At 39.3% G+C, this 21,544-nt stretch carries 16 protein-coding genes and 2 pseudogenes; 11 read left to right on the top strand and 7 right to left on the bottom strand.

Features of this window, described 5'->3' with window-relative positions; all coding sequences use genetic code 11:
- The gene (locus L985_RS14595; RefSeq protein ID WP_047390429.1) at nt 1–960 is read left to right on the top strand and encodes a type I phosphomannose isomerase catalytic subunit; all 960 of its coding nucleotides are present in this window, start codon (nt 1–3) and stop codon (nt 958–960) included.
- Between the two features lie 20 nt (nt 961–980).
- Nucleotides 981–2,723 (top strand): phospho-sugar mutase, encoded by a 1,743-nt coding sequence (locus L985_RS14590; protein WP_047390431.1) that lies wholly within the window; start codon nt 981–983, stop codon nt 2,721–2,723.
- Here the strand turns inward: L985_RS14590 and L985_RS14585 are convergent.
- Nucleotides 2,664–3,214, bottom strand: a pseudogene (locus tag L985_RS14585) (transposase); the annotation flags it as partial. The gene L985_RS14590 and the pseudogene L985_RS14585 overlap by 60 nt on opposite strands.
- A gap of 62 nt (nt 3,215–3,276) precedes the next feature.
- On the opposite strand from L985_RS14585, the gene L985_RS17290 reads away from it, so the two are divergent.
- Nucleotides 3,277–3,786, top strand: a complete 510-nt coding sequence (locus tag L985_RS17290; protein WP_029341908.1) for a helix-turn-helix domain-containing protein — start codon at nt 3,277–3,279, stop codon at nt 3,784–3,786.
- Entirely contained in the window at nt 3,729–4,625 is an 897-nt protein-coding gene (locus tag L985_RS16830; RefSeq protein ID WP_442856721.1) for an IS3 family transposase, read from the top strand. Before L985_RS17290 ends, L985_RS16830 begins: the two co-directional genes overlap by 58 nt.
- Before the next feature lie 46 nt (nt 4,626–4,671).
- Here the strand turns inward: L985_RS16830 and L985_RS17190 are convergent.
- Nucleotides 4,672–5,541: pseudogene (locus L985_RS17190) on the bottom strand (transposase); the annotation flags it as partial.
- 276 nt (nt 5,542–5,817) lie between these two features.
- Between L985_RS17190 and L985_RS14555 the strand changes: the two are divergent.
- The 4 genes from L985_RS14555 (at nt 5,818) to L985_RS14540 (ending at nt 12,708) form a co-directional block, all read left to right on the top strand.
- Nucleotides 5,818–6,984: a nucleotide sugar dehydrogenase gene (locus L985_RS14555; protein ID WP_047392726.1), complete on the top strand. Its 1,167-nt coding sequence runs from the start codon at nt 5,818–5,820 to the stop codon at nt 6,982–6,984.
- Between the two features lie 245 nt (nt 6,985–7,229).
- Nucleotides 7,230–9,098, top strand: a complete 1,869-nt coding sequence (locus L985_RS14550) for an McrB family protein (protein ID WP_158513353.1) — start codon at nt 7,230–7,232, stop codon at nt 9,096–9,098.
- 13 nt (nt 9,099–9,111) lie between these two features.
- On the top strand, nt 9,112–11,211 hold the full coding sequence (locus L985_RS14545) for a nuclease domain-containing protein (protein WP_047392732.1): 2,100 nt from the start codon (nt 9,112–9,114) through the stop codon (nt 11,209–11,211).
- Nucleotides 11,212–12,369: 1,158 nt separating this feature from the next.
- Nucleotides 12,370–12,708, top strand: a complete 339-nt coding sequence (locus L985_RS14540) for a hypothetical protein (RefSeq protein WP_047392735.1) — start codon at nt 12,370–12,372, stop codon at nt 12,706–12,708.
- Between the two features lie 255 nt (nt 12,709–12,963).
- Here the strand turns inward: L985_RS14540 and L985_RS14535 are convergent, their stop codons facing one another.
- Both L985_RS14535 and L985_RS14530 read right to left on the bottom strand, forming a co-directional pair.
- Nucleotides 12,964–13,392, bottom strand: coding sequence for a hypothetical protein (locus tag L985_RS14535; protein WP_148662045.1), 429 nt, complete (start codon nt 13,390–13,392; stop codon nt 12,964–12,966).
- Entirely contained in the window at nt 13,329–13,601 is a 273-nt protein-coding gene (locus tag L985_RS14530) for a phospholipase D-like domain-containing protein (protein ID WP_047392746.1), read from the bottom strand. Before L985_RS14530 ends, L985_RS14535 begins: the two co-directional genes overlap by 64 nt.
- A gap of 691 nt (nt 13,602–14,292) precedes the next feature.
- On the opposite strand from L985_RS14530, the gene L985_RS14525 reads away from it, so the two are divergent.
- Nucleotides 14,293–14,757, top strand: a complete 465-nt coding sequence (locus tag L985_RS14525; protein ID WP_047392753.1) for a hypothetical protein — start codon at nt 14,293–14,295, stop codon at nt 14,755–14,757.
- Between the two features lie 94 nt (nt 14,758–14,851).
- Here the strand turns inward: L985_RS14525 and L985_RS14520 are convergent, their stop codons facing one another.
- The 3 genes from L985_RS14520 to L985_RS16905 form a co-directional block, all read right to left on the bottom strand.
- Complete coding sequence (locus L985_RS14520) at nt 14,852–15,298, bottom strand: hypothetical protein (RefSeq protein WP_047392756.1); 447 nt, start codon at nt 15,296–15,298, stop codon at nt 14,852–14,854.
- A gap of 179 nt (nt 15,299–15,477) precedes the next feature.
- A complete protein-coding gene (locus L985_RS14515; protein WP_047392759.1) occupies nt 15,478–16,965 on the bottom strand; it encodes a hypothetical protein in 1,488 nt (495 codons plus the stop codon).
- Nucleotides 16,966–16,968: 3 nt separating this feature from the next.
- Nucleotides 16,969–17,817, bottom strand: a complete 849-nt coding sequence (locus L985_RS16905) for a hypothetical protein (protein ID WP_047392764.1) — start codon at nt 17,815–17,817, stop codon at nt 16,969–16,971.
- A gap of 439 nt (nt 17,818–18,256) precedes the next feature.
- Here L985_RS16905 and L985_RS14505 point away from each other — a divergent pair, with 439 nt between their 5' ends.
- On the top strand, nt 18,257–19,387 hold the full coding sequence (locus tag L985_RS14505) for an ankyrin repeat domain-containing protein (protein ID WP_158513352.1): 1,131 nt from the start codon (nt 18,257–18,259) through the stop codon (nt 19,385–19,387).
- Between the two features lie 118 nt (nt 19,388–19,505).
- Entirely contained in the window at nt 19,506–21,536 is a 2,031-nt protein-coding gene (locus tag L985_RS14500) for a dynamin family protein (RefSeq protein ID WP_047392772.1), read from the top strand.
- The last annotated feature ends 8 nt before the right edge of the window (nt 21,537–21,544 follow it).

The following is a 21,544-nucleotide window of genomic DNA, read 5'->3' as shown; positions in this document are numbered from 1 at the left end:
ATGATACTAAAATTAGAACCCATTTTTCAAGAACGTATTTGGGGAAGTCAACGACTTAAAGAAGAGTTTGATTATGAAATTCCTCACGGTACGATTGGTGAATGCTGGGGAATTTCGGCGCATCAAAATGGCGAAAATACAATCAATAATGGTCCTTATTCGGGTCATACATTATCTGAACTCTGGGCAAACTATCGTCAAGAACTGTTTGGTGATTTTACTCATGAAACATTTCCTCTACTCGTTAAAATACTGGATGCTACAGACGATTTGTCTGTACAAGTTCATCCGAATGATGAACAAGCGTACAGTTTAGAAGGAGAACGATTTGGTAAGACGGAGTGCTGGTATGTACTTGATGCCGCTCCGGGATCTGAACTCATTCTTGGACACACTGCTCAGACTAAAGCAGAACTAGAAGTTGCCGTTGCCAACGAAAAATGGTCTGATTTGCTAAAAAGACAACCTGTTAAGAAAGGTGATTTTGTTTTTGTTGAAAGTGGAACGATTCACGCAATTGGCAAAGGAATCATGATTCTTGAGACGCAACAATCTTGTGACACTACGTATCGTGTATACGACTTTGATCGAACAGATGATAAGGGTAATAAACGAGAACTTCATTTAGAGAAAGCACTTGCTGTTACAACGGTTCCTGATATTCCTGTACTTGCACAGCCATCTGAACAGTTAGTTCATGCGGGAATGATTCGTACGCTTGTTCAATCACCCGAATTTGATGTGTATCATCATCGCGTAAGTCCGGGATATGTGTACCCCAAACGAACTCACTTTTCATTAATGACGATTATCGAAGGGACAGGCATCCTTCAGACTGATGATGAGTCACTAGAAGTAACTAAAGGTGATCATTTAATCGTTACTAAAAATACGAGTAACATCATTGTTGCTTCAGGGCAAATGGAATGGATTACAAGTGAAATCGGTCATAAACAGTGACAAATGTTATGGAGGACAATATGAATTATCTTGAAAAGGCACAACAATGGAATACATACATTAATCTTGATTCTGAATTGAAAGGAGAATTGGATTCTATTTTAAATCAGACATCAGAATTAGAAGAGCGCTTTTATAAAGCATTGGAGTTCGGAACAGGTGGGATGCGTGGCGAGCTAGGAGTTGGTACAAATCGCTTGAATATCTACACCGTTCGTAAAGCAATCGACGGACTTGCTCGTTATATTGTTGAACAAGGTGAAGAAGCAATGCGACGTGGAGTAGTCGTTGCGTATGATTCGCGTCACAAATCAGCAGAGTTTGCGATGGAGATTGCTCAAGTGCTAGGACATTACAACATTAAATCGTATGTTTTCGACGCGCTACGTCCGACGCCAGAGTTATCCTTCTCAATTCGCTATCTGAATACATTTGCAGGAATCGTCATCACTGCAAGTCACAATCCGCCTGAATACAATGGAATTAAGATTTACGCAGAAGATGGTGGTCAAATGCCGCTTGAGATGGCGGATGTCATTACTTCATACATTAACCAAGTTGAAGACGAATTAACGATTCCGTTTGTGGAATACGAAACGCTTTTGAAAACCGGTTTGTTGCAAATGATTGGTGAAGAGTTTGATCGAGCATATCTAGCTGCACTGGACACACTTCAATTGCGAAAAGTTACAAAGGCAGATATGAAAATCGTATTTACGCCACTACACGGAACGGCACATCATCTTGTTCCAGAAGGTCTAAAACGATTTGGTTTTGAGAATGTCATTCTGGTAACAGAGCAAATGACTCCGGATCCAGAATTCTCTACTGTCGATTCGCCGAATCCAGAAGAACATGCGGCTTTTGAATATGCGATTCGTTATGGAAAAGAGCACGACGCGGAGTTATTACTCGCAACTGATCCAGATGCAGATCGACTTGGTGTTGCTGTGAAGAATGCTAAAGGACAATATGAAGTCTTAACAGGAAATCAAACGGGCGCATTGATGTTACATTATATATTGGAACAGAAAAAGCGAGCAGGAAGTCTTCCTGTGGATGGTGCGATCTTAAAAACAATCGTTACTTCTGAGATTGGTCGTACGATTGCTACCGATTATGGTATGGAGACAATTGATACACTAACTGGATTCAAATTCATTGGAGAACAGATTAAACAATTTGAAGAGCAATCTTCAAATACGTTCTTGTTTGGTTATGAAGAAAGCTACGGTTATCTGATTAAAGAATTCGTTCGTGATAAAGATGCTGTTCAAGCAGCTGTATTTATTGCAGAAGTCGCATCATATTATCATGAACAAGGAATGACATTGTACGATGCCTTACTTAACTTAATGGAGCAATATGGGTACTATCAAGAAGATCTCATCTCATTGACGTTAAAAGGTAAAGATGGTGCAACGCAAATTCAAGAAATGATGGAACAAGTCCGACAAGCACCTATGAATGAAATTGCAGGGAAACGAGTCGTGATGATCGAGGATTATCTATTAAGTCAAAGCATTAATCTTAAAACGAATGAAATCACTCGTATCAACTTGCCGACATCAAATGTATTGAAGATGCATCTAGAAGGTGAGTCATGGATTACACTTCGTCCATCCGGTACAGAGCCTAAAATTAAGTTCTATTTTAGCGTAAAAGAACAGGACCTTGTATCAAGCATCGAGATACTTGATAAACTAAAAAAAGAATTCATGAGTATCATGAATGCAGATTGTAGACAAACCCTCATTTTGTAATCGAAATGAGGGTTTGTTGTATGTATTGATCATCAAAATGTTAAAGAAACGTGGATTCCTAGAGGAATCCCAGGACCAATTCGCAAGCTTTTGAGGTTCAGGGCAATGAAAGTAAGCATCGCTTGAAGCGTCGTTTTTTTCACTCCGCGGTAGCGGGTCCAACGCATGCCATGCTTCTCTTTCGCGTCTGCGAAGACACGTTCGATTGTTTCCTGACGTTTTCGATACAACGCTCGGTTCACATCTGTATGTCTGAGGTGCTCGACTTCATCCATTGCTTCTTGCCAGAGATGACGGAGGATGACTTTTCTATGTTCACGACTCTTCGTACACTGTGAAAGGAGTGGACATGTCTCGCAAATACGAGGATCAGAGACATACTCCCGGTATCCATCCCGTGTCGTCGTTCGGTAACGGAGAATCTGATTGTTCTCACAAAGATAACAGTCATAGTATTCGTCATAAAAGAAATCCTTCTTCTTTAACATCCCCTTCATCTGAACTGCCCCATAAAAGTTGGACATAAAAATCCAACTTTTATGGGGTGTTTTTTATGGTCAAATATACAAAGGCGTTTAAAGTCCAAGTCGCTGAGCGTTATCTGACAGGACGAGACGGATACCGAGGTGTAGCGATAGAATTCGGGATAGCACGTGAACTGATCCGCGAGTGGTCGCGTCTCTATGAGCGTTGGGGGGAAACGATCTTCGATCCTTCCTATACAAGCCACTCGCTGGCATTTAAACTGGAGGTATTAAACGACATGGTGACCAACAGGCTGTCCAATATAGAGGCGGCCGTAAAGTACCGAATTTCTTCCCCAGGGACGATCTCGAGATGGCGATCGACGTATGAACGGGAAGGGACCGCAGGTCTGGTCGCCAGACCGAAAGGACGTGCCCCGATGGCGAGACGCAAGAAGAAGGAATTTGAAGAGATGACAGAAGTCGAGAAGCTCAAAGAGCGGATCGAGTATCTCGAGATGGAGAACGCTGCGTTAAAAAAATTGAAAGCCTTGGTTCAAGAAGAGAATGCGCGACGAACCGGATCAAGGCACAAGTAATCGACGAATTGCGGTCAGTCTATCCCGTTCCGGGACTCCTTCGCGTGCTCGGTATGGCACGAAGCGTCTATTACTATTGGCGGACGCGCCTGACGGGCGAGGACAAGTATGCGGAGGTGAAGACAGCTATCCATACTCTCTTCCACGAACACGAGGGACGATGTGGCTATCGTCGCATCCACGCACTTCTCGAACGCCAAGGCTTCCGGCACGATCCGAAGACCGTACGCCGTCTCATGAATGAGCTCGGTCTAAAATGTCTTGTCCGTATGAAGCGATACCGCTCCTATAAAGGACGGGTCGGAAAGGTCGCACCGAATCTTCTCCAACGTGACTTCAAGGCCACCGGCCTGAACCAGAAATGGGTGACTGACGTCACTGAGTTTCACCTGTTCGGGGAGAAACTCTACCTCTCGCCGATGATGGACTTGGGAAATCGTGAGATCATTGCTTATACCCTATCGGACCGCCCTACCTATCAATTCGTTGGTGAAATGTTGGATCAGGCAATCGGGAAGCTCGACGGGAAAGCCCGACCGATTCTGCATTCCGACCAAGGGTGGCATTATCAATATCGAGCGTTCGTCGGTACGCTTCACGAGCACGGCATTACGCAAAGCATGTCCCGTAAGGGCAACTGCCTCGACAACGCAGCCATCGAAAGCTTCTTCGCTGTGCTCAAGTCAGAGCTCCTGTATCTCAAGGAGTTCGATGACATGGACCACTTCAAATGTGAGCTCGAGCGTTACATCGAGTACTATAACCATCGTCGTATCAAGAGACGACTAAAAAACCTGAGCCCGGTGGAATACCGGACTCAGGTCCTCAAGGTCGCCTGACAAATTATTTATTGTCTAACTTTTTTGGTTCAGTTCACACCCCTCCGGGGCGTGTATACGGGAAGACTGCTAAAATATCTTGTTCGCGAAGACGGTGAGCGATCGGAATCGTCTTATAGGCAGCGTCGGCAACGACGGCGAATGGTTTCCCGAAGTGCTCCGTGACGGTTTGAAGAAGCGAAGGGAAGACGACACTATCGTGGACACTGCCTGGTGTCACAATCATCCCCAGGACAAAACCATGTCGGTCACAGGCTGTATGACACGAATAAGCGAATTGCTTCTCACGTTCCCCCTTCACGTAATAGCCACTCTCCGGATCTGTCGTACTCTCCTTTATCTGACGTTCTTCAACACTCTTCGTCTTGGGGGTGAAGGGCTTTTTTCCATGTAAGATCCGATCCTCGTTGACTTCTTGATCCAGTTCGTCTTTGTACTGTTGGGCAGCGCGCCGAACGAGCTTCTTCTTGAACTTCCGTTTGTTTGCGTTCGCCTTGATGTGGGTGGAGTCGATAAACAGGACCGAAGGGTCCAGGCCCCTTGGGTGAGGACACGATAAAAAATACTCTCAAAGACGTCCGTAGTTCTTCCCGAACGTAGAGAAATGGGGCACCTTCTCATCCAGCCCAAGACCTAAAAACCAACGATACGCCACGTTAGTCTCGATCTCTTTGATGGTACGTCGCATGGAAGGAATACCGAATACATATTGGAGAAGCTCCATCTTGATTAATAGGACGGGGTCGATGCTTGGTCTACCATTATTTTCGCTATACAATTTCTCGACGGCACGATAGATGAAGTCGACATCGATAACCGCATCGAGTTTGTGGACAAGGTGGTCCTGCGGGACCAGTTGTTCCAATGTGATGGTGACATGTTCTGATCGATGATGGTGATTTCTCTTACCCATCATTGGAAGTCCTCCTCCTTCTTCGTTTCTACTTTTTTTATACCCGGAAGAAAGAGGAGAGAAGCGTTTTGTTCACTCGAAATCGCTTCCTAGGGAAAAACAAGCAGGAGCGACCCTGCAACGAAGTGAAACGGCGCGATGCTTGTCCCAGGAAAACGATTCGAGATGAACAGAAAAGCGCAATCTTTCTCGTTAAGAGAAAAATTGCGCTTTGTCTACAGTCTGAATTCATGAGTATCATGAATGGTGTGACGATATAAATAAAGGAGTGTAAAGTACATGAAAATCACGGTAGCAGGAACAGGATACGTCGGTCTATCGATGGCCGTATTACTCGCCCAGCATAATGAAGTCACATCGATTGATATCATTAAAGAACGGGTCGAAATGGTCACCAATCGTAAATCACCAATCGTTGACGCAGAAATCGAAAACTTCCTTCAACATAAGGAATTGAATTTACACGCGACGACAGATAACTTCGAAGCCTACAAAGAAGCAGAGTTTGTCGTCATCGCAACTCCTACAGACTATGATCCAGTACGCAATTACTTTAACACACGAACAGTCGAAAGCGTCGTCGCAACGGTACTTGCGATTAATCCGGATGCCACGATGGTCATCAAGTCGACCGTACCAGTAGGTTATACAGAAGAATTAAAAGAAAAATTTGATACACCGAACATCATTTTTTCACCAGAATTCTTGCGTGAAGGGCAGGCATTGCATGACAACCTGTACCCATCGCGTATCGTCGTTGGTGAGCGGTCAGAGCGAGCGCAACAGTTCGCTGACTTACTACTGCAAGGGGCAGTGAAGAAGGACGTTCCTGTCTTATTGACTAACTCGACGGAAGCAGAAGCGATCAAGCTCTTCTCGAACACCTATCTTGCGATGCGTGTCGCGTTCTTTAATGAACTTGATACGTATGCGGAAGTGCGTAATTTAGATACGAAGCAAATCATCGAAGGTGTTGGTCTCGATAGCCGGATTGGGAATCACTATAACAACCCGTCATTCGGTTATGGTGGGTATTGCTTACCGAAAGATACAAAGCAGCTACTTGCGAACTATGAGGATGTTCCGAACAACATCATCGGAGCAATCGTCGAAGCGAACCGGACACGGAAAGACTATATTGCAGATACAATCATCAAACAAAAACCGAAAGTCGTCGGTGTCTATCGTCTGACAATGAAGACGGATTCGGACAACTTCCGTGCGTCATCAATCCAAGGGATTATGAAACGGATCAAGGCAAAAGGAATTGAAGTGACTGTCTTCGAGCCTGTCTTGACGGAAGATACATTCTACAACTCACGCGTCATTCGTGACATTGAAGCGTTCAAACAAGAATCGGATATCATTCTTTCAAACCGCATGCATCCAGAGTTGAGTGATGTGGAAGAGAAGGTTTATACGCGAGATTTATATAGTAGAGACTAATACTACTTAAAGTTGTATAAGCGATAGTTTAAATTAAATTACCAATAAGACCATTTGAGCGTAATGCTTGAGTGGTCTTTTTGTTGAAATTCATTCACAATCGTGTTGCCAAAAGAAATTCTGAACCGTCATAAATCGAGATTTAATTTAAAATTTGAAAAAATAAGGATTTAATACCTCTTTTTTCAAAAGAATAATGTACTATTATTAAAAGACTAATTTTACCTGTGGAAAGAGGGATGTTGATGTCTACACCAATGGAACCAACAGTAAACGTGTTTGATGAATGGTTAAAAGAGAATGAAGAGCTTTTAAGTGAAATTCAAGAACCTACGGTTGAAGATACAAAAAGATTTTATAAACATTTTAAGAATTCCAGAATATTGGGAAGTCAATTAATTGTTGAACCTGTTAGAGAGAATATTATGCAAAGTGATCCAAAGAGAAAAATTGTAAGCCTATGCGTTATGCAACCTACACCAGCTGGTTACGTTCCATGTCCTCATCCGTTAAATCCAAATCGTGATTGGGAAATTTCAAGCATGTGCTCTAGCGAATTGGATACTACTCTCTCTCCTTTGTATACATGTAGTTATTTACCGATGCGTAATGCTAAAACGTTAAATGAACTACTGACTTTTAATCCAAAGTCTCTTGTTCCAATTCAATTAGATTTACCAGAGAGATTACATCGTCTTGGTGGTGAGGCACTTGTCCATGCTGCCGAAGAAACGTTTGGTACAAATATTACGACTAAAGTGGTAGAACAAGTATTACGTTTGAAAGAAGAAGAAGTTGCAGTTGCTCTTGAGAAACTAGAGTCACAGAAGATTTCTCATGAGGAAGAAGAAACAAGAATCAAACAATCACTCGAACAACGTCAGCAAGAAGTCGAGGCTGCACAAAATCAATTAGATGAACAACTACGTATGATTTCCTCAAGTGAGCGTCAGCTTGTAGAAATGCTAATGGAAATTCGTAAAAGTGAGCCGTTAAAAGAAGAGAAGGCTCCTATACTTCCTTTTGAAAGAGAAACATTATTATCAACATTACAATCGCTCTTTTATCATAATCAAGATAAAAAGTTACTGTATTCTACTGATAAAATCGAGCTTTTTCTTCGTGCGATTCAGTCGAATGTCCTGCTCATTTTGAATGGTCCTTCTGGTACAGGGAAATCAAGTCTAGTCAACGCCTTCGCAAAAGCAATAAAAGGTGCACGGTCAAGTATGGTACCGGTCCAATCGAGCTGGACGGATAAACAAGATTTGCTTGGTTATTTTAGTCCAAGCGAACGTCGTTATGTAGAAACACCATTTTTACGAGCATTGCTTGATGCTAACAAAACAGATGGATTGTATTTAATTTGTCTTGATGAGATGAACTTATCACACGTTGAATACTATTTTGCAGAGTTTCTAAGTTTACGCGAACAAGATCGTCCCGTTGTTTCACTTTATCCAAAGCGTTACTTTGATGAAGCAAGTGAATTTTGTACTGCCTATAGAGAGAAGACAGAAACGACGTATGAAGAAGATATCAGATACCGAGATGCAAGTGCATTAATTGCCTATCCATCTGAACTTGTGATTCCGGATAATGTGCGATTCATCGGAACATTGAATATGGATCATACAGTAAAACCTTTAAGTCCAAAAGTGATCGATCGGAGTTTGATTCTTGAACTGGATCATACGACGTTAGATGATGCGATCATCGAGGCAAACAAATCTAATCCACAGGTTGGTCAAATCGAGGTCCCACTTTCAGAATTGACAAAGACAATCCACGAAAGTGAACAGGTGGAAAAACTTGCAGATCGCATCATTGAGTTATCCAAGGGGCTGGACGCGATTTCAGATGCACGCATCAATGCACGAGGACGTCAACAATTGATTCACATCCTCCAGTACAGTGAGTTAACGACGCAGACGATAGACCTCTTATTACAAGCGAAGTTATTACCGCGTATTCATTTCTCCACACGAAATGAAACAGCAATGAATGCGTTTTTGGCACTCCAATCAAAGGTGAAAACAGATTCTTATTCAAAAACAGTACAACGTCTTGAGAAAATGAAAAATAATGGTCGTTATATCAACTTTTTTAAATAAGAGGAGGGATTGAATGAAACTATTTGAATTGCAAGTCCGTCGTGTGGAGCCGAAAGTCGAAATGACTTCTAGCTTAGATCAGTTGTTCCAATCGCTTAATCCTGCAGCGAACCAAGTGACGACAGCACCGGTTCGACAAATAAAGGTTGGTCCTGAACTTCAAAAGAAAAACGGAGTCTATCAAAGTATAGAGTATACAAGACGAGAGAAGCGTTTCATCCAAATCGGTGTGGAAATCGAAGCGAGTCGAATCGCTATAAAAGATATGCCGGAAATTCAGTTCGTTCAATCTTCTACTCTTAAAAATGTCTGGTATGAACTGAGTAACATTTGGTATGAAGATGGTTATGCGACATCGCAATCCGCACGCTTTGGCATGAATGCATGTGGTCGCTTCATTGTAGAAGCTTACGACGCAGATGATATCTTGATTGCTCAGGAAGTCGTCGTGATTTATCCACAAACGATGTCGTTCGAACAGTACGAAATCATGCAGGCGGAGGTCCGAGAACTTTTCCGAGTCTTGGATACACGGCCGGATGTTTCTGATAATGAAAGAGAAGTCCTTGAAGCACTGTTTCCTCTTGAAAGAATCGAACAATATACTTACGATCTTCAATTAGCTCTCGACGAGATCATTGATGCTCCGATGGAAGCGTTAAATGTCGAAAAGACTTTACTTTCACCTGAGCAAATTAAACGCTGGACATCTAGAACGTTGATTGAACATGAGCGAAAAAAGGGACAACCTAAAGTTCAGGCGGAAGTTACGTCTCGACATACGAACATACCGGAACATCAAATGATTCGGCTGATGCTTGAAACCATTTCTGAGTTACTTCACCAAGCAGAGATGATTGAACAAAGTAAGGTAACATCATTAGAAAACGAAGAACGAACACGACGATCGAAGCTAGGGTCGAGTCGAGAAGAATCAGGAGTCATTGAAGCGTTGTGGCGTAAACATGCAAAAACACAAAATGAACTAGAATTCTTCAAAGGACGCACGATGCGCTTGAGAAAATTGTTAAATGTAGTGGACTCGTTTCTCGTAACGCCTCTTTTTGAAGTAGAGGCGCTCGATATTGAAGAAACACATCTATTCGTTCATGACACGCGATATAGTGAAGTATTCGAACTGTATGAGGCTATTCAGTCACTGACTCCACAATTAAATTCGCAGAAGCAGGCGTTCGTCCAACAAATGACGAATTCTCCACTTTTATTTGAAGTCTGGACGTTACTCCAGTTATGTCAAGAGTTAAAAAAAATACGCTTCCGAACAGTGAATCAATCTGTAACCGATTTACTTCTTTCGCATCACGAACGATATGCTACCTTAAGCGGAGTAAGATTGCATTTTACACACGCTGATACGACTGATCAGATTTGGCTTGCATATGAACATGAAGTATTTTTACAACACCAATTTAATGAGAAACGTAAGCCAGACTTCTTGCTTTCTTATGCTGTAGAGGGGGATATGAATCGTCGAAACATTCACGTGTTAGATGCTAAATACAAGCCATATGGTGCTGCCTCTTTTGCTGAGTCTTTAAAAGCTGACTTAGATAAGTCTGCTAGACGATACATGACGGATTTTTTGGAAGAGGGAATGCCGGTCAGAAGCGCATCACTTGTGCATAGTGATATTAGTTCTGACATTCATCATTGGAACATCACCCCTGCTCCTGAGATATATGCATACTCACATTTTCCAATCGCTCCTGGTCAAAATGAACATTTAAACACGTACATCAAGCGAATAGTGCATCATCATAACCATCGTCACGAAATATGTCCATCATGTGGGTCTGTTACGGAAGGAATTCCGAAATATGGAGCGAATCCAGACGTACCGTATAAGTGGACATATATTTGTACATGTGACGAAGTATGGGTAAATAATAGGTGCCGATATGGACGAATGCATGAACCGAGTACGTTGCGAGATGTGCGTCTAATTAAATATGCAACAGGTAACTATAACTGGCAAATCGATCAAGGATGGGATGTCCACTGTCCAGTTTGTCATAAAAATTATCATGGGGATTTATATAATCCTAGTCTACTTGATCACTTAGAAGCGACGGATGATTTTCTTCCGTTTTAATAATAAATTTAAAGAATGGTCTGAACCCTTATTTTATAAAGGGTCAGACCATTCTTTAAATGATTAATCAAAATATAGTGGTATCAAACATTATGAGAGATACTATTAATTTTCTAGATTATCAATCAAATTTCTTTTTCGAAGCGAAGGAACAGCAATTAAAAAAATAATAGGGCTAAAGAAAAATACGATGAAATGTACAAATAACCTTAAGGCGCAGTCTATAAAAATGAATTTTGCATAAAAGTAGATTAAGTAGTTTACTCTGGCATTTCCAACTCGTTCAGCTTTTGATTTAGCACCTGCTGAAACACGAAACGTACGATTAGATCGTCTATCAGTCGAATAGATGTTGTCCGGAATGTTATTGCCTATACTAAAGTAATTTGTAAATCCTGAACTAATTGCTTCTTTGGTTTTATTAAATATAATAGAAGAAATGTTTTGATTCATCCAATGATTTAGTACAAAGTTGGTAATCTTGATTCACAAAAAGGTTAATAGGGCTGTTAATAGTAGTAGTCGAATGAGAGAGGGTTGTGTCAGTTCTTTTTAAAATTCTCTTATACAATTGTTTCATGGAGTCTCTCTTCTCAAATGGTTTTAAAATTCTGTATACGTTCTAATCGTTTTATATGAAATATGTGCTTTGCATCTATCATACACGAAAAGTAATAAGAGGAAATAAAAATGGTATTTTTTTTATTTTATACAAAAATATTTGTTTTCTCTAGGGTGGAATAATTTGATAAAATCCGAAAAAAACATAGAAGTATACGATGGATCTAAGTAAAATAAAATATAGAAAATAAGTATTAAAATGGTTCGACAGTTGCTATTTTAATGATCGAACTCAAGCTGTAATTTTAAAAAGAATCGTACAAAACTTAGGTAGCCACACCGACAAAAAGACATGTAATGAGATTGCTCTTATTGTTCGTTCCTTCCATTTTCTTATTCATCAGAGTCCTTGGTATATGCTTCGTGTGAAGGAATCCTCCGGAAGAGAAGAGTGGACGACAAGCGAGAGTGCGATCAATTATAAAATCTAAAAGAAAAAACATATTTAGAAAGTGATCAGTTAATCTCTTTGTTTTTTTCATTTCATTAGTAAATAGAAAATAAGTATGATACTAAACAAATAAGGCGGGAATAATTATGGAAGATTATTATAAAAAAACAAAGGAAGTCATCGCAAATGAAGCCGGAAAAGTTTTAATGAATCAAGGCGATGATAATTCATCAGAGCACTATATTGAAGCTTTAAGACTTGTGTCATCACTTGCAGATAAATTTTATGAGTATAATCTGTCTTCTTCCAAATATCAAAACAATTTATCTAATGCGGTAAATAGACTCAGTCATAATAAGTTTAAAGAGTTTTTGGTCTTTTATAGTACTAAGTTATTGGTTGATGATCAGTTAGGACGTGGAAAAGAAGTGAAGTATTTAACGGGACACATTGAGAAAGCCATTAAGCTTGTAGATGGATTATGAAATAAATAGTACTTCAAAAACTAGTTGAGCCTAACAAAAGTAAAAAAGGACAAAATCTTCTTCGCTTTGTCAGACAGTCGATTGGTCAAAGTAAAGGATGCAATGTTTACAGCCGTACTAAACAAAGTGAATAAGAAATACCGGCTGTTGAATCATTTGAAATGAGATTAATAGAGACAGACAGCCCAGTCCGATCCTCGCTGATCAGATTGGGCTGTTTTCGTTTTAGTAGAGAACGTTTTACGATGTTGAAGATTATTTTAACTGTTTTGTACGTTTGGCTTTTGTTGTCTTCGCCGGTTTTTTCGATGATTTTTTAACAGAAGAGGCGGCGGTCTGTTTTTGAGACTGCGTCTGCTTGCGAATCTCTTCGAATGAATCAAACCATTCCGTGTAATCAGCGAGTGCTTCGTGTGTATGCCACAAATGACTGAGTGGGAGCGATTTCAAAGCTTTTTTGTAATAAGCAACAGCTCGTGTTCTATCTTCTTCTGCTAGGAGAGTTATCAAATACTCAATCGCTCCGAATTCTTCCAATCCGTAAGGCATTAAGAACAGATGCATATCATACAGTAACAGTTCATTTTCTTTTGCCCGGATGGCGTCTTGAAGCACACTGATCAAGTGTTTCCGTTTTTCAAAGAAGCTGTCGAGAAGAGCGATTTCTTTGACCCAATGCAACACGGCAGTCCGGTCGAATCCGGCGGGTGTATGTTGCAGTTGGTGGAACGTAACAGTTGTTGCAGATCCTGCTCAAGAGCCGTCAGAAACTTCTCTTCAATGTACTCCGTCGTTTCCTTAATGACGACTGAATCTTGTGTTACGATGACGGATTCATTACGCAGATTATAGTCTCCACGATACGATAACCAGTTGAATGATCCGAGTAACAATGATGACGATCTCCTTATTGTGCTGATTACCGAACCAGAGGACGAACACAGCCGAAGGATTACCAACAGTTTGATATTCGTATTAACAAGTATCTGTTCTTCATGAGATTACGAATTAAAATTCACGTTGTATGCTACTAAAGTTTCCAGCTTGCATACCTTCTTGCAGTAAATATTATGACTCATATCGAGATACAACTTCATTTTATGAGTAAGTATTTCAAGACGCATTGAAAAATTGACTGACTTGTCAATGGAAGCTTCAATTAGATCAACGTTATACTCCACTTCAAGTGCTTTTTTAAACTAGAGTTGTTTTTTAATTCTTTAAGCACTGATTCGAACGCTAAAGCTCCTCCGACAAAAGGAATCATCGTCATAGATAAGAATTTTTTATTTGTGTCAGTGTGAAATTTTTCGATGCATAGTATTAAACGCAAAAAGTGGATCTCACCAATATGAGTTCCGCTATTTATTGTATCGGTGAATGTGAGTCTTCGTGAGTATCATGAGAGTTGGACTTGAAAAATAACTCATCATGATTTTTTTACTGTATACAACGTAAAAACAGAAGTGATATCACGATTAAAAATTGACCTATTATCATGAAAGAATTATTTTTGATTTACTAATTATTGTAAAATTGATTAAGAGTTAATATACTGCTAATGAATAGAATCGAGGATAAGTCATGAAAAAATTTATTCAAGTAATCCTGCTAATCAGTGTATGTGTCACAAGTGTATTCTTCCATGCCCCTAAAGCAGAAGCAAAAATCGTTGCGATGGGATATACACAACTAAGTTTTCCTGGAGGGCATGAATATAATAAGGGTGTTAGACGACATTTCTACACTTGGAGTCAAGAGCGTGTTGGTAAAACGACGTACCACACGTTTTCACTCAAGTCTCCTTATCGCGATGATCAGCGTCAATCTACAGGAATTTTAATGTACTGGATTGATTCAAAAGGTGTTCAAAAGCTAATACGTAAGGACTATATAAGAGTAGATGGCGATAAACCGGTAGCCTTACGAATGAGAACGAAAACAAGTTCACCCGGAACGTATTTTTACCACATCAGAACACAATCGATTTATCATGGAGATATTCAACAACCAGCTTACACAGAGACGATGCATGTGTTAATCAAGTAAATCAGTTTTGGGTGAATATGAAAAATGATACTTGAAAGGCGACACACTAGCGAGTAATCGGTGTGTCGCCTTTATTTCGAATGAATTTTTGAGGTTAAACACCTAATCCGACTTTTAGTTCCTCATTACCAAGCGTTAGATGACGAAGAGAGCCGTATTGTGTTTTTTGCAATAAATCAAGCGTGGATAAATCAAGTCGAAGAATCCGATTTTCATAATGTGTGAAAGGGGGCTTTGATAAATAGGTTGCATTAGAAGCTTCTAAATCTAACGGTTTCACTTTAAGCACATTAAAGTAGATGATACGTCCGTCTACTCGTTGAGGTACCAAGAATAAAGCGACACGTTGTTTGCGAGAGAAACCTAGTTTTTTTATCAAAACATAGCCTGAGATCTCGATTTCTTCAGGTGAAATGAGAACTTTGATGTCCTCTAACTCTTTAATTTTTTTTGCCAAAACTTCTTGTATACGTTGTTGTGGAACTGGAATTGATACCGAAAGATTAGATAAGTGATTTAAAAACTTTTTACCGATTTCCATTTTCGTAGCTCCTTTTTAATTGAGTTAATAAAAAAATCGCTTTATTTAGCAGTAATAGTCCATGTGGCATATGTTTGATGGGTATTAATTTTTCAGAAAGACAGTGTGATTTTTGATGGATATAAAAAATAAGAGTTTCATTAAATCAAAAAAATGATTTTATGAAACTCTTACTGCATTTAAGATAAAAAGAAGTCGTCCAATTCTTCATGCGTATGCAAAATTTTTGAAGAAGACACATCGAGTGCTTCTGCTAGACTAATCGAAGCGGCTGCAAGAGAAGCGGAATTTGCTTCCATATCGAATGCGGCATCAATCAGCGAATGATATCGGGCAAAGGTAGCATTGATTTTCTCGATCAATTGACGATATACTGCGTCCATTTGACGAAGCAGAGAGTCGGAGTAAGCATCTAATACCTTTTTTAGCGCCTCTTCACGCTGTCCTAGTTTTCCTTTTGCGAATTTCCAAATAAAATCAGTAGCAATTGTTCCGATGATGGCTCCTACGACAGGTATTGGAATCAGTGTCTGACCTAATGCTGCGCCAATTGCCGTAACGCCTGCTTCAAAACAAATGATCTGTCCTTCAGTGAGTACTTCATCCGCAGCGATCTCGCCTGCATGATATTGCTTGAATAAAGAGGTCATACCGAACGCAGCACTTGTGACTGCTCCTGCGAAGGGGGCAGAAAGAGCAGTGGCGTTTGTAAGTGTATAAATGGATCCAGCCGTTATCCCGGCACGGAGACCGTTCTTTCCGGCATCTAAACCGAGTTCCTTCCAGTCTTCCGCATCAAATTGAGATAAAGACTTCCCTTCTTTCGTCTTTCCATATAACCCTTTTAAAAATGTTATAGAGGCTGTGACAGTGGCAGCACCACCAGCGACTTTTAAACCCTCACCTACAGAAGGACCACGCATAGCATTCGTAGCTTTCGTCTCTTCTTTCGCTTTGCGATCAATCTGTTGTTTGATTTCATGGTTTTGATCGATTAAATCATCTTGATGATTAGTTACCGTTTCGAAAACCTTTCCTAATTGTACTTCGTCATAGTTTGAAATCGAAGGATGACACATCTCAGAGAAGGAACGACCTGATACAGTTTCTAACTCATTTATTTTGTTTAGAATCGATTGCGCAGATTTCACTGACATTGATTCTGGAACAATGCCATTTCGTATCTGTTCAATTAAAGCGAATTGATCTTTAGGAATCATATAGTCGATTGAAGAGTCTTGGTACGTCTGAAGATGCTTCGCGACATGGCTCAGAGTATTGCCCGTTCCGTTAATGAATTTTGATTGGATTTTGACACCGTTTAATATAAAATCTTCCGGTGCTGTTCGTCCTACACCTTCAAAAGTGGCATCCGTCTTTAATCCGAGTAATGTATTTTTGGCATTTCGTACGTTTACTTCGAGGTGTTCTGCAATTTCTCCGTGTTTCGTGCGAATCGTACCTAAGATGTTTTGTGGAGAAGATAAAAATTGGCGCATTTTGGATAAATGAACTAAAGCATTCTCAAAATTAAGATCTTGTTGCGTTTGGGACTTAAGCTGATCTTTAATGATTTGATCAATTTGATTATTAAGATGTGTTTGCTTAAATACATTAAATCCGTCTACACCAGCAGCAATGAATTGATCTTTAACGATACGCTCCATGATTTATCCAATCTCTTTCATGAACAAAGCAGACAAACTATGCGCGTTATTAATAATTGCAATAAGCTTATTTTTTTGATCAGACGTAAATGAAGTATAAGAGGTAACATCTTGTGCACCTCGGGTAAATTGATGGAACATCATATAAAGTTCATTTGCTAAACGTTTTGTTGCACCGTCTAGTTCTGTGATTTCATGATTAATTGCCTGTAGTTTTTTCTTTTCAACTGAGATTTTTATACGTTCTGCATCTGCTCGAATCGCAGCATCTTTGTTTTTCTTACTTGCGAAGATTCCGCCGGTAATCAGTGTTGCTGCCCCGATTGTCCAACCAATAGGACCTGCTAATGCTAACAATGCGCCGCCTCCGGCCATTCCACCACCACCAGCAGCAAGAGCACCTCCGCCTAACCATGCGAGGGCAGCATTTGTTGCTGCTACACCAGAAAGGCCTGAGATTGCTGCTCCAGTAGAAGCCGTACCAAACGTTGTAGCAATCGCCATAGCAGCTGCTGGAGCGAACGCTGCTGTTGCCACACCAGCTGCTACACCAGCGGCAGTACCTCCACCAGCGATTTTGAGCATCGTTTTTTCGTCATATTCAATTTCGCTGAGTACTTTAAAACTCGAGAGATTGACTTTGATTTCTTCTAGCTCTTTATCAAATTCTTTTGGTGTATTTGCAAGGCTATTTACATATTGTTCAATACTATCGATGACGACGACTGAATTGTTACGCGTTTCATGAAGCTTAATTGCTGAGGTTGTCGTTTCTTTACCAGCTTGCTCATGACTGTCTACTTCATTTTTCAGTTTACGGATTGCATCTTTTTTTAATGTTGTGTTTAACATATTCACCCTCCTAACAATATATGCTAATTTTATAAAAATAAGTATTTAATTTTCTTGTGTTTTTTATTGAAATAGTAAATGATTTCTTGAAAAACGCTTTAGGTGAAATATTTTTACTAGGGTTGAGAATAAATAAACGAAGATTTATAGGACTTAATCGCATTATTTTTTAAAATAGGTAAGTAATATGGGATTTGGATAAAAATCACATAATATTTGATTGATATTATGGTTTTAAATACCTATTATAAATTAAGGATGTAAATGATATCTTTTTTTACTTATTTTTAGAAAAAAACGGATGGAGTGTTAAAGAATAATGATTTCTAAATCTTCAAGGTTCATCAAAAGCGTAAAGAGAATCAGTATCGTTCTTACTGTGTTAATACTTATATTCATTGGTATAAACAGTTACAGTTTAGTCAAATCAAGTAAAGTAATGCCTGCTGCCTTTGATTTATTACTAATTAAAAAGATGGCTGGAAACACATTTGGATATAATTACGGTGCTCATGCAATGGAAGCGGCAATGGAAAGCAATGATGTCGAGCGAATCAAGTATTTAATTGATAACCATGTTTCAATCAATGGAATATATGCAAATGAAGAAACATTAACGACATATGCGCTAAAGAAGAAAGACAATCAATTGTTATTATTTTTAATTGAAAAAAAAGCAGACCTGTCAAAAAATAATGGTAAAAAAGAATCACCAATCGAAATCGCATATACGACGAAAAACAAAACAGCGATGAAACTATTTTTAGATCAAAACGTCCAATTATCAGAAGGCTTCATTAAGAATCACTTAATTGGAATTTGGAATTCGAATAATGCACTATTTTTATCGTTACGAAATGATGGCAGTACAGTTGATAGTGAATTGATTCTAAAGGGCAGTGAACAGGTTGCTGATTTAAAGGATCTCCGTGTCATGGATTATGAGAAACTTTCTTATCAGGATAATACGTATTTAAAGTCTGATATTAAAGATACTGCTCAAATTAAGAAAATATACGCTGAAGATGTAGCGAGTACGGAAGAAGTAATCACTGATACGGAAGAGAGTGATTTATCGGACTCAGATGCAACAGCAGAAGTAGCTGCGTTATTAGAAGAGCGGAAGCAAGATGAAAAGGAAAAACTGAAGATGCGTGTGCAGTTCATGGAACGATTGTCAGGATATTGGATGAGTGAAAAAAAGACGAAGGTACCTTTTTATCAATACCTGATCATCGAACCAGACAACTACCAGCAAAGTTGGGATATGGCTTTTACAGAAGATGATGAATCGAATTCAATCTCAACTAAATATGAGCTTGATCGTGAAAAGGTACGCGTATTGGATAAAAAGTTAGAGTACATCACAGATAATGCGATGAATCCGTTAGAGGGCAAAGAAAAAGTAGTCATTACGCAGATTTCAGATGATAAGATCACGGTAAATCTCAAAACGACGACGGATAATTTCGGAGATGATGTCATCGAGACATTGACATACAAACGTTTACGACTGTCTGATGTGTCTACTCCATTATTGGAGCAATTTCCAAATGCGTATACGGACTAATTAGTAAAAATAGATTTGTACTAATTGCTGATCGGATCATAGCGTAACGGATCTTTTTTAAGAAAAAGGTCCGTTTATTTATATCAGATTATTTTAAAACATTAAGAGGAGGCGAACTATGAAAAGTTTGCAAGAATATAACGTTGAAGTGAAACGAGTACATACGCTCGCGCAGGAAGTTGCTGGACTCGCAAGTAAATACGAAAAAGATGATATTGACCGTCAAGTCACGTTAGTTATGAACTGGCTAAATGAAAAAGACTTTTTAGTGGCGACAGTCGGTGAGGTTTCCGTCGGAAAATCAACATTCATGAACGCTTTGATGGAACAAGAAGCACTGCCAACTTCGTTAAAAGAATCAACTGCACTTGTGACTTATGTAAAAAAAGGAATGAAGACAAACGCTAAATTGTACTTGAATAATAAATTAGAGTTCGAATCGAATGATTTAGATAAGTTCAATGAACACTTTAAGATCAATACAAAGTTATTAGAAAGTGTAGACTCAGAAGGATTTTTTCAAAAAGTAACGACTTCCGTCAAAGATAAATTCATGAAGTCACAAAGTGGAAGTACAGCACATGAAATTGAAGAACTAAAGAAATCACGAATCGAGATCGAATTAAATAATCCATTGTTGAATCAACAAGTCCAAATTATTGATACACCAGGATTAAATGATGCAAAAGGTATCCGATCTCAGATTACGAAAGAATTCATCGCCAGTGCTGATGCGGCAATCGTGTTATTTAAAGCGGATAAGCTAATGAGTCATTCTGAAATCGATTTCTTTAAAGGACATTTAGTGAATAAGCATATCCAAGACATATTCGTAGTCGTCAACCGAATCGATAAGTTCAAGACCTCGACTGAGGAAGAACAAGTTAAACAAGAAACCTATAAACGATTGATTCCGCTTGGTATTCCAGAAAAAAACATTTTCTTCATCTCAGCCAAAAAAGCGTTTCAAGCTCAGCGGTTAGCAACACTCGAAACGAGTGCAACGAGCATGGATGCGATGGAACTAAGAGAGCGAGTTCCTTACAAAGCGATTAAGTCTCAAATCCAAGAACAGCATACAGTTGAAGAAGTAAGGCAGATTTTAACGGAGCAACATCAAAAACTAGAACAAGAAAGCTACTTCACTGATTTCAAGAAAAGCTTAGAATATTTCCTCGTTCATAATAAAGGAAAAGGAAAAATTGAAAAGGTCAAAATCGAATTTCTAGAATCCATCTTTATTTTAGAAGAGGTCATGAGATTTGAATATGGTCTATTACATAAAAATAGTGACGAGCTATCAAGAGAGAAAAAACAACGGAAAATAAAAGCAAAAGCCGAGCGAGAGGAACTGAAAAATAAATCTAAACAATATCGTGAAAAAATGAAGCAAGAAGAGGGACTACTACTTACAGAATTCGAGAAAGAACTCAAAAAAAATCACACGCTTGTCTTAGAAGATATAACAAATAAGACGTTTACGACGATTGAAGAGATGAAGCAGACGATTCAGTCGAGTATTAGTGAGACTGAACTATTAATGAAAAATTGGCTGACTGATCATCTGAAAAAACATATGCAGCATGTTCAAAAGGGATACTTAGAGATGGCGAATCAAATCGTAACTCAAGAAGTTTCAATCAAGAGTATTCCCTTTAATCTTGAAGGCTTAGACGAATCAAAACTGAAAAATAAGTCAAATGGTCCCGATAAAGGAGTCGTTGGATTAGCAGCTGGTGCAACAGGAGTTGTAGCAGCAGGAGTTCTTGGCCTTGGGTTACTTGGCGGCTTTTTGTTAGCCCCCTTGTTAGCAGCCGGTGCATTATATCTTGTCGATGAAATGGACGATAGTTCGAAACAAGCCGGTACATTCAATCAGAGTGCGGTCGTCAATGCAATAGATCATCAGTTGACCGAACATAATAAGAAACTATTGAATGAAGTTACGAAGGAAATTCATTCGTTAGTCGATCGTTACATCAAAAACATGGAAAATAATCGAAAGAAACTAGAAAGTGAAACGGATAATCGTTATAAGCAAGTACTTGCGATGTTAAATAAACAAAATCAGAACGTTCATCAAAAGCGTTTTACGATCGAGAGTGACTTAAAGTCTTTAGAGGAACTAAGAAATCAAGTAAACAACTAAAGGAGTGA

It is taken from the genome of Exiguobacterium sp. ZWU0009 (assembly GCF_000798935.2).
Classification (GTDB): Bacteria; Bacillota; Bacilli; order Exiguobacteriales; family Exiguobacteriaceae; genus Exiguobacterium_A; species Exiguobacterium_A acetylicum.
This window is presented reverse-complemented; position numbering and strand designations above follow the sequence as displayed.

Coding starts and splice junctions, on each gene's coding strand:
- L985_RS14595 (WP_047390429.1), top strand. CDS start 1: ATGATACTAAAATTAGAACCCATTTTTCAAGAACGTATTTGGGGAAGT.
- L985_RS14590 (WP_047390431.1), top strand. CDS start 981: ATGAATTATCTTGAAAAGGCACAACAATGGAATACATACATTAATCTT.
- L985_RS17290 (WP_029341908.1), top strand. CDS start 3,277: ATGGTCAAATATACAAAGGCGTTTAAAGTCCAAGTCGCTGAGCGTTAT.
- L985_RS14555 (WP_047392726.1), top strand. CDS start 5,818: ATGAAAATCACGGTAGCAGGAACAGGATACGTCGGTCTATCGATGGCC.
- L985_RS14550 (WP_158513353.1), top strand. CDS start 7,230: ATGTCTACACCAATGGAACCAACAGTAAACGTGTTTGATGAATGGTTA.
- L985_RS14545 (WP_047392732.1), top strand. CDS start 9,112: ATGAAACTATTTGAATTGCAAGTCCGTCGTGTGGAGCCGAAAGTCGAA.
- L985_RS14540 (WP_047392735.1), top strand. CDS start 12,370: ATGGAAGATTATTATAAAAAAACAAAGGAAGTCATCGCAAATGAAGCC.
- L985_RS14525 (WP_047392753.1), top strand. CDS start 14,293: ATGAAAAAATTTATTCAAGTAATCCTGCTAATCAGTGTATGTGTCACA.
- L985_RS14520 (WP_047392756.1), bottom strand. CDS start 15,298: ATGGAAATCGGTAAAAAGTTTTTAAATCACTTATCTAATCTTTCGGTA.
- L985_RS14515 (WP_047392759.1), bottom strand. CDS start 16,965: ATGGAGCGTATCGTTAAAGATCAATTCATTGCTGCTGGTGTAGACGGA.
- L985_RS16905 (WP_047392764.1), bottom strand. CDS start 17,817: ATGTTAAACACAACATTAAAAAAAGATGCAATCCGTAAACTGAAAAAT.
- L985_RS14505 (WP_158513352.1), top strand. CDS start 18,257: ATGCCTGCTGCCTTTGATTTATTACTAATTAAAAAGATGGCTGGAAAC.
- L985_RS14500 (WP_047392772.1), top strand. CDS start 19,506: ATGAAAAGTTTGCAAGAATATAACGTTGAAGTGAAACGAGTACATACG.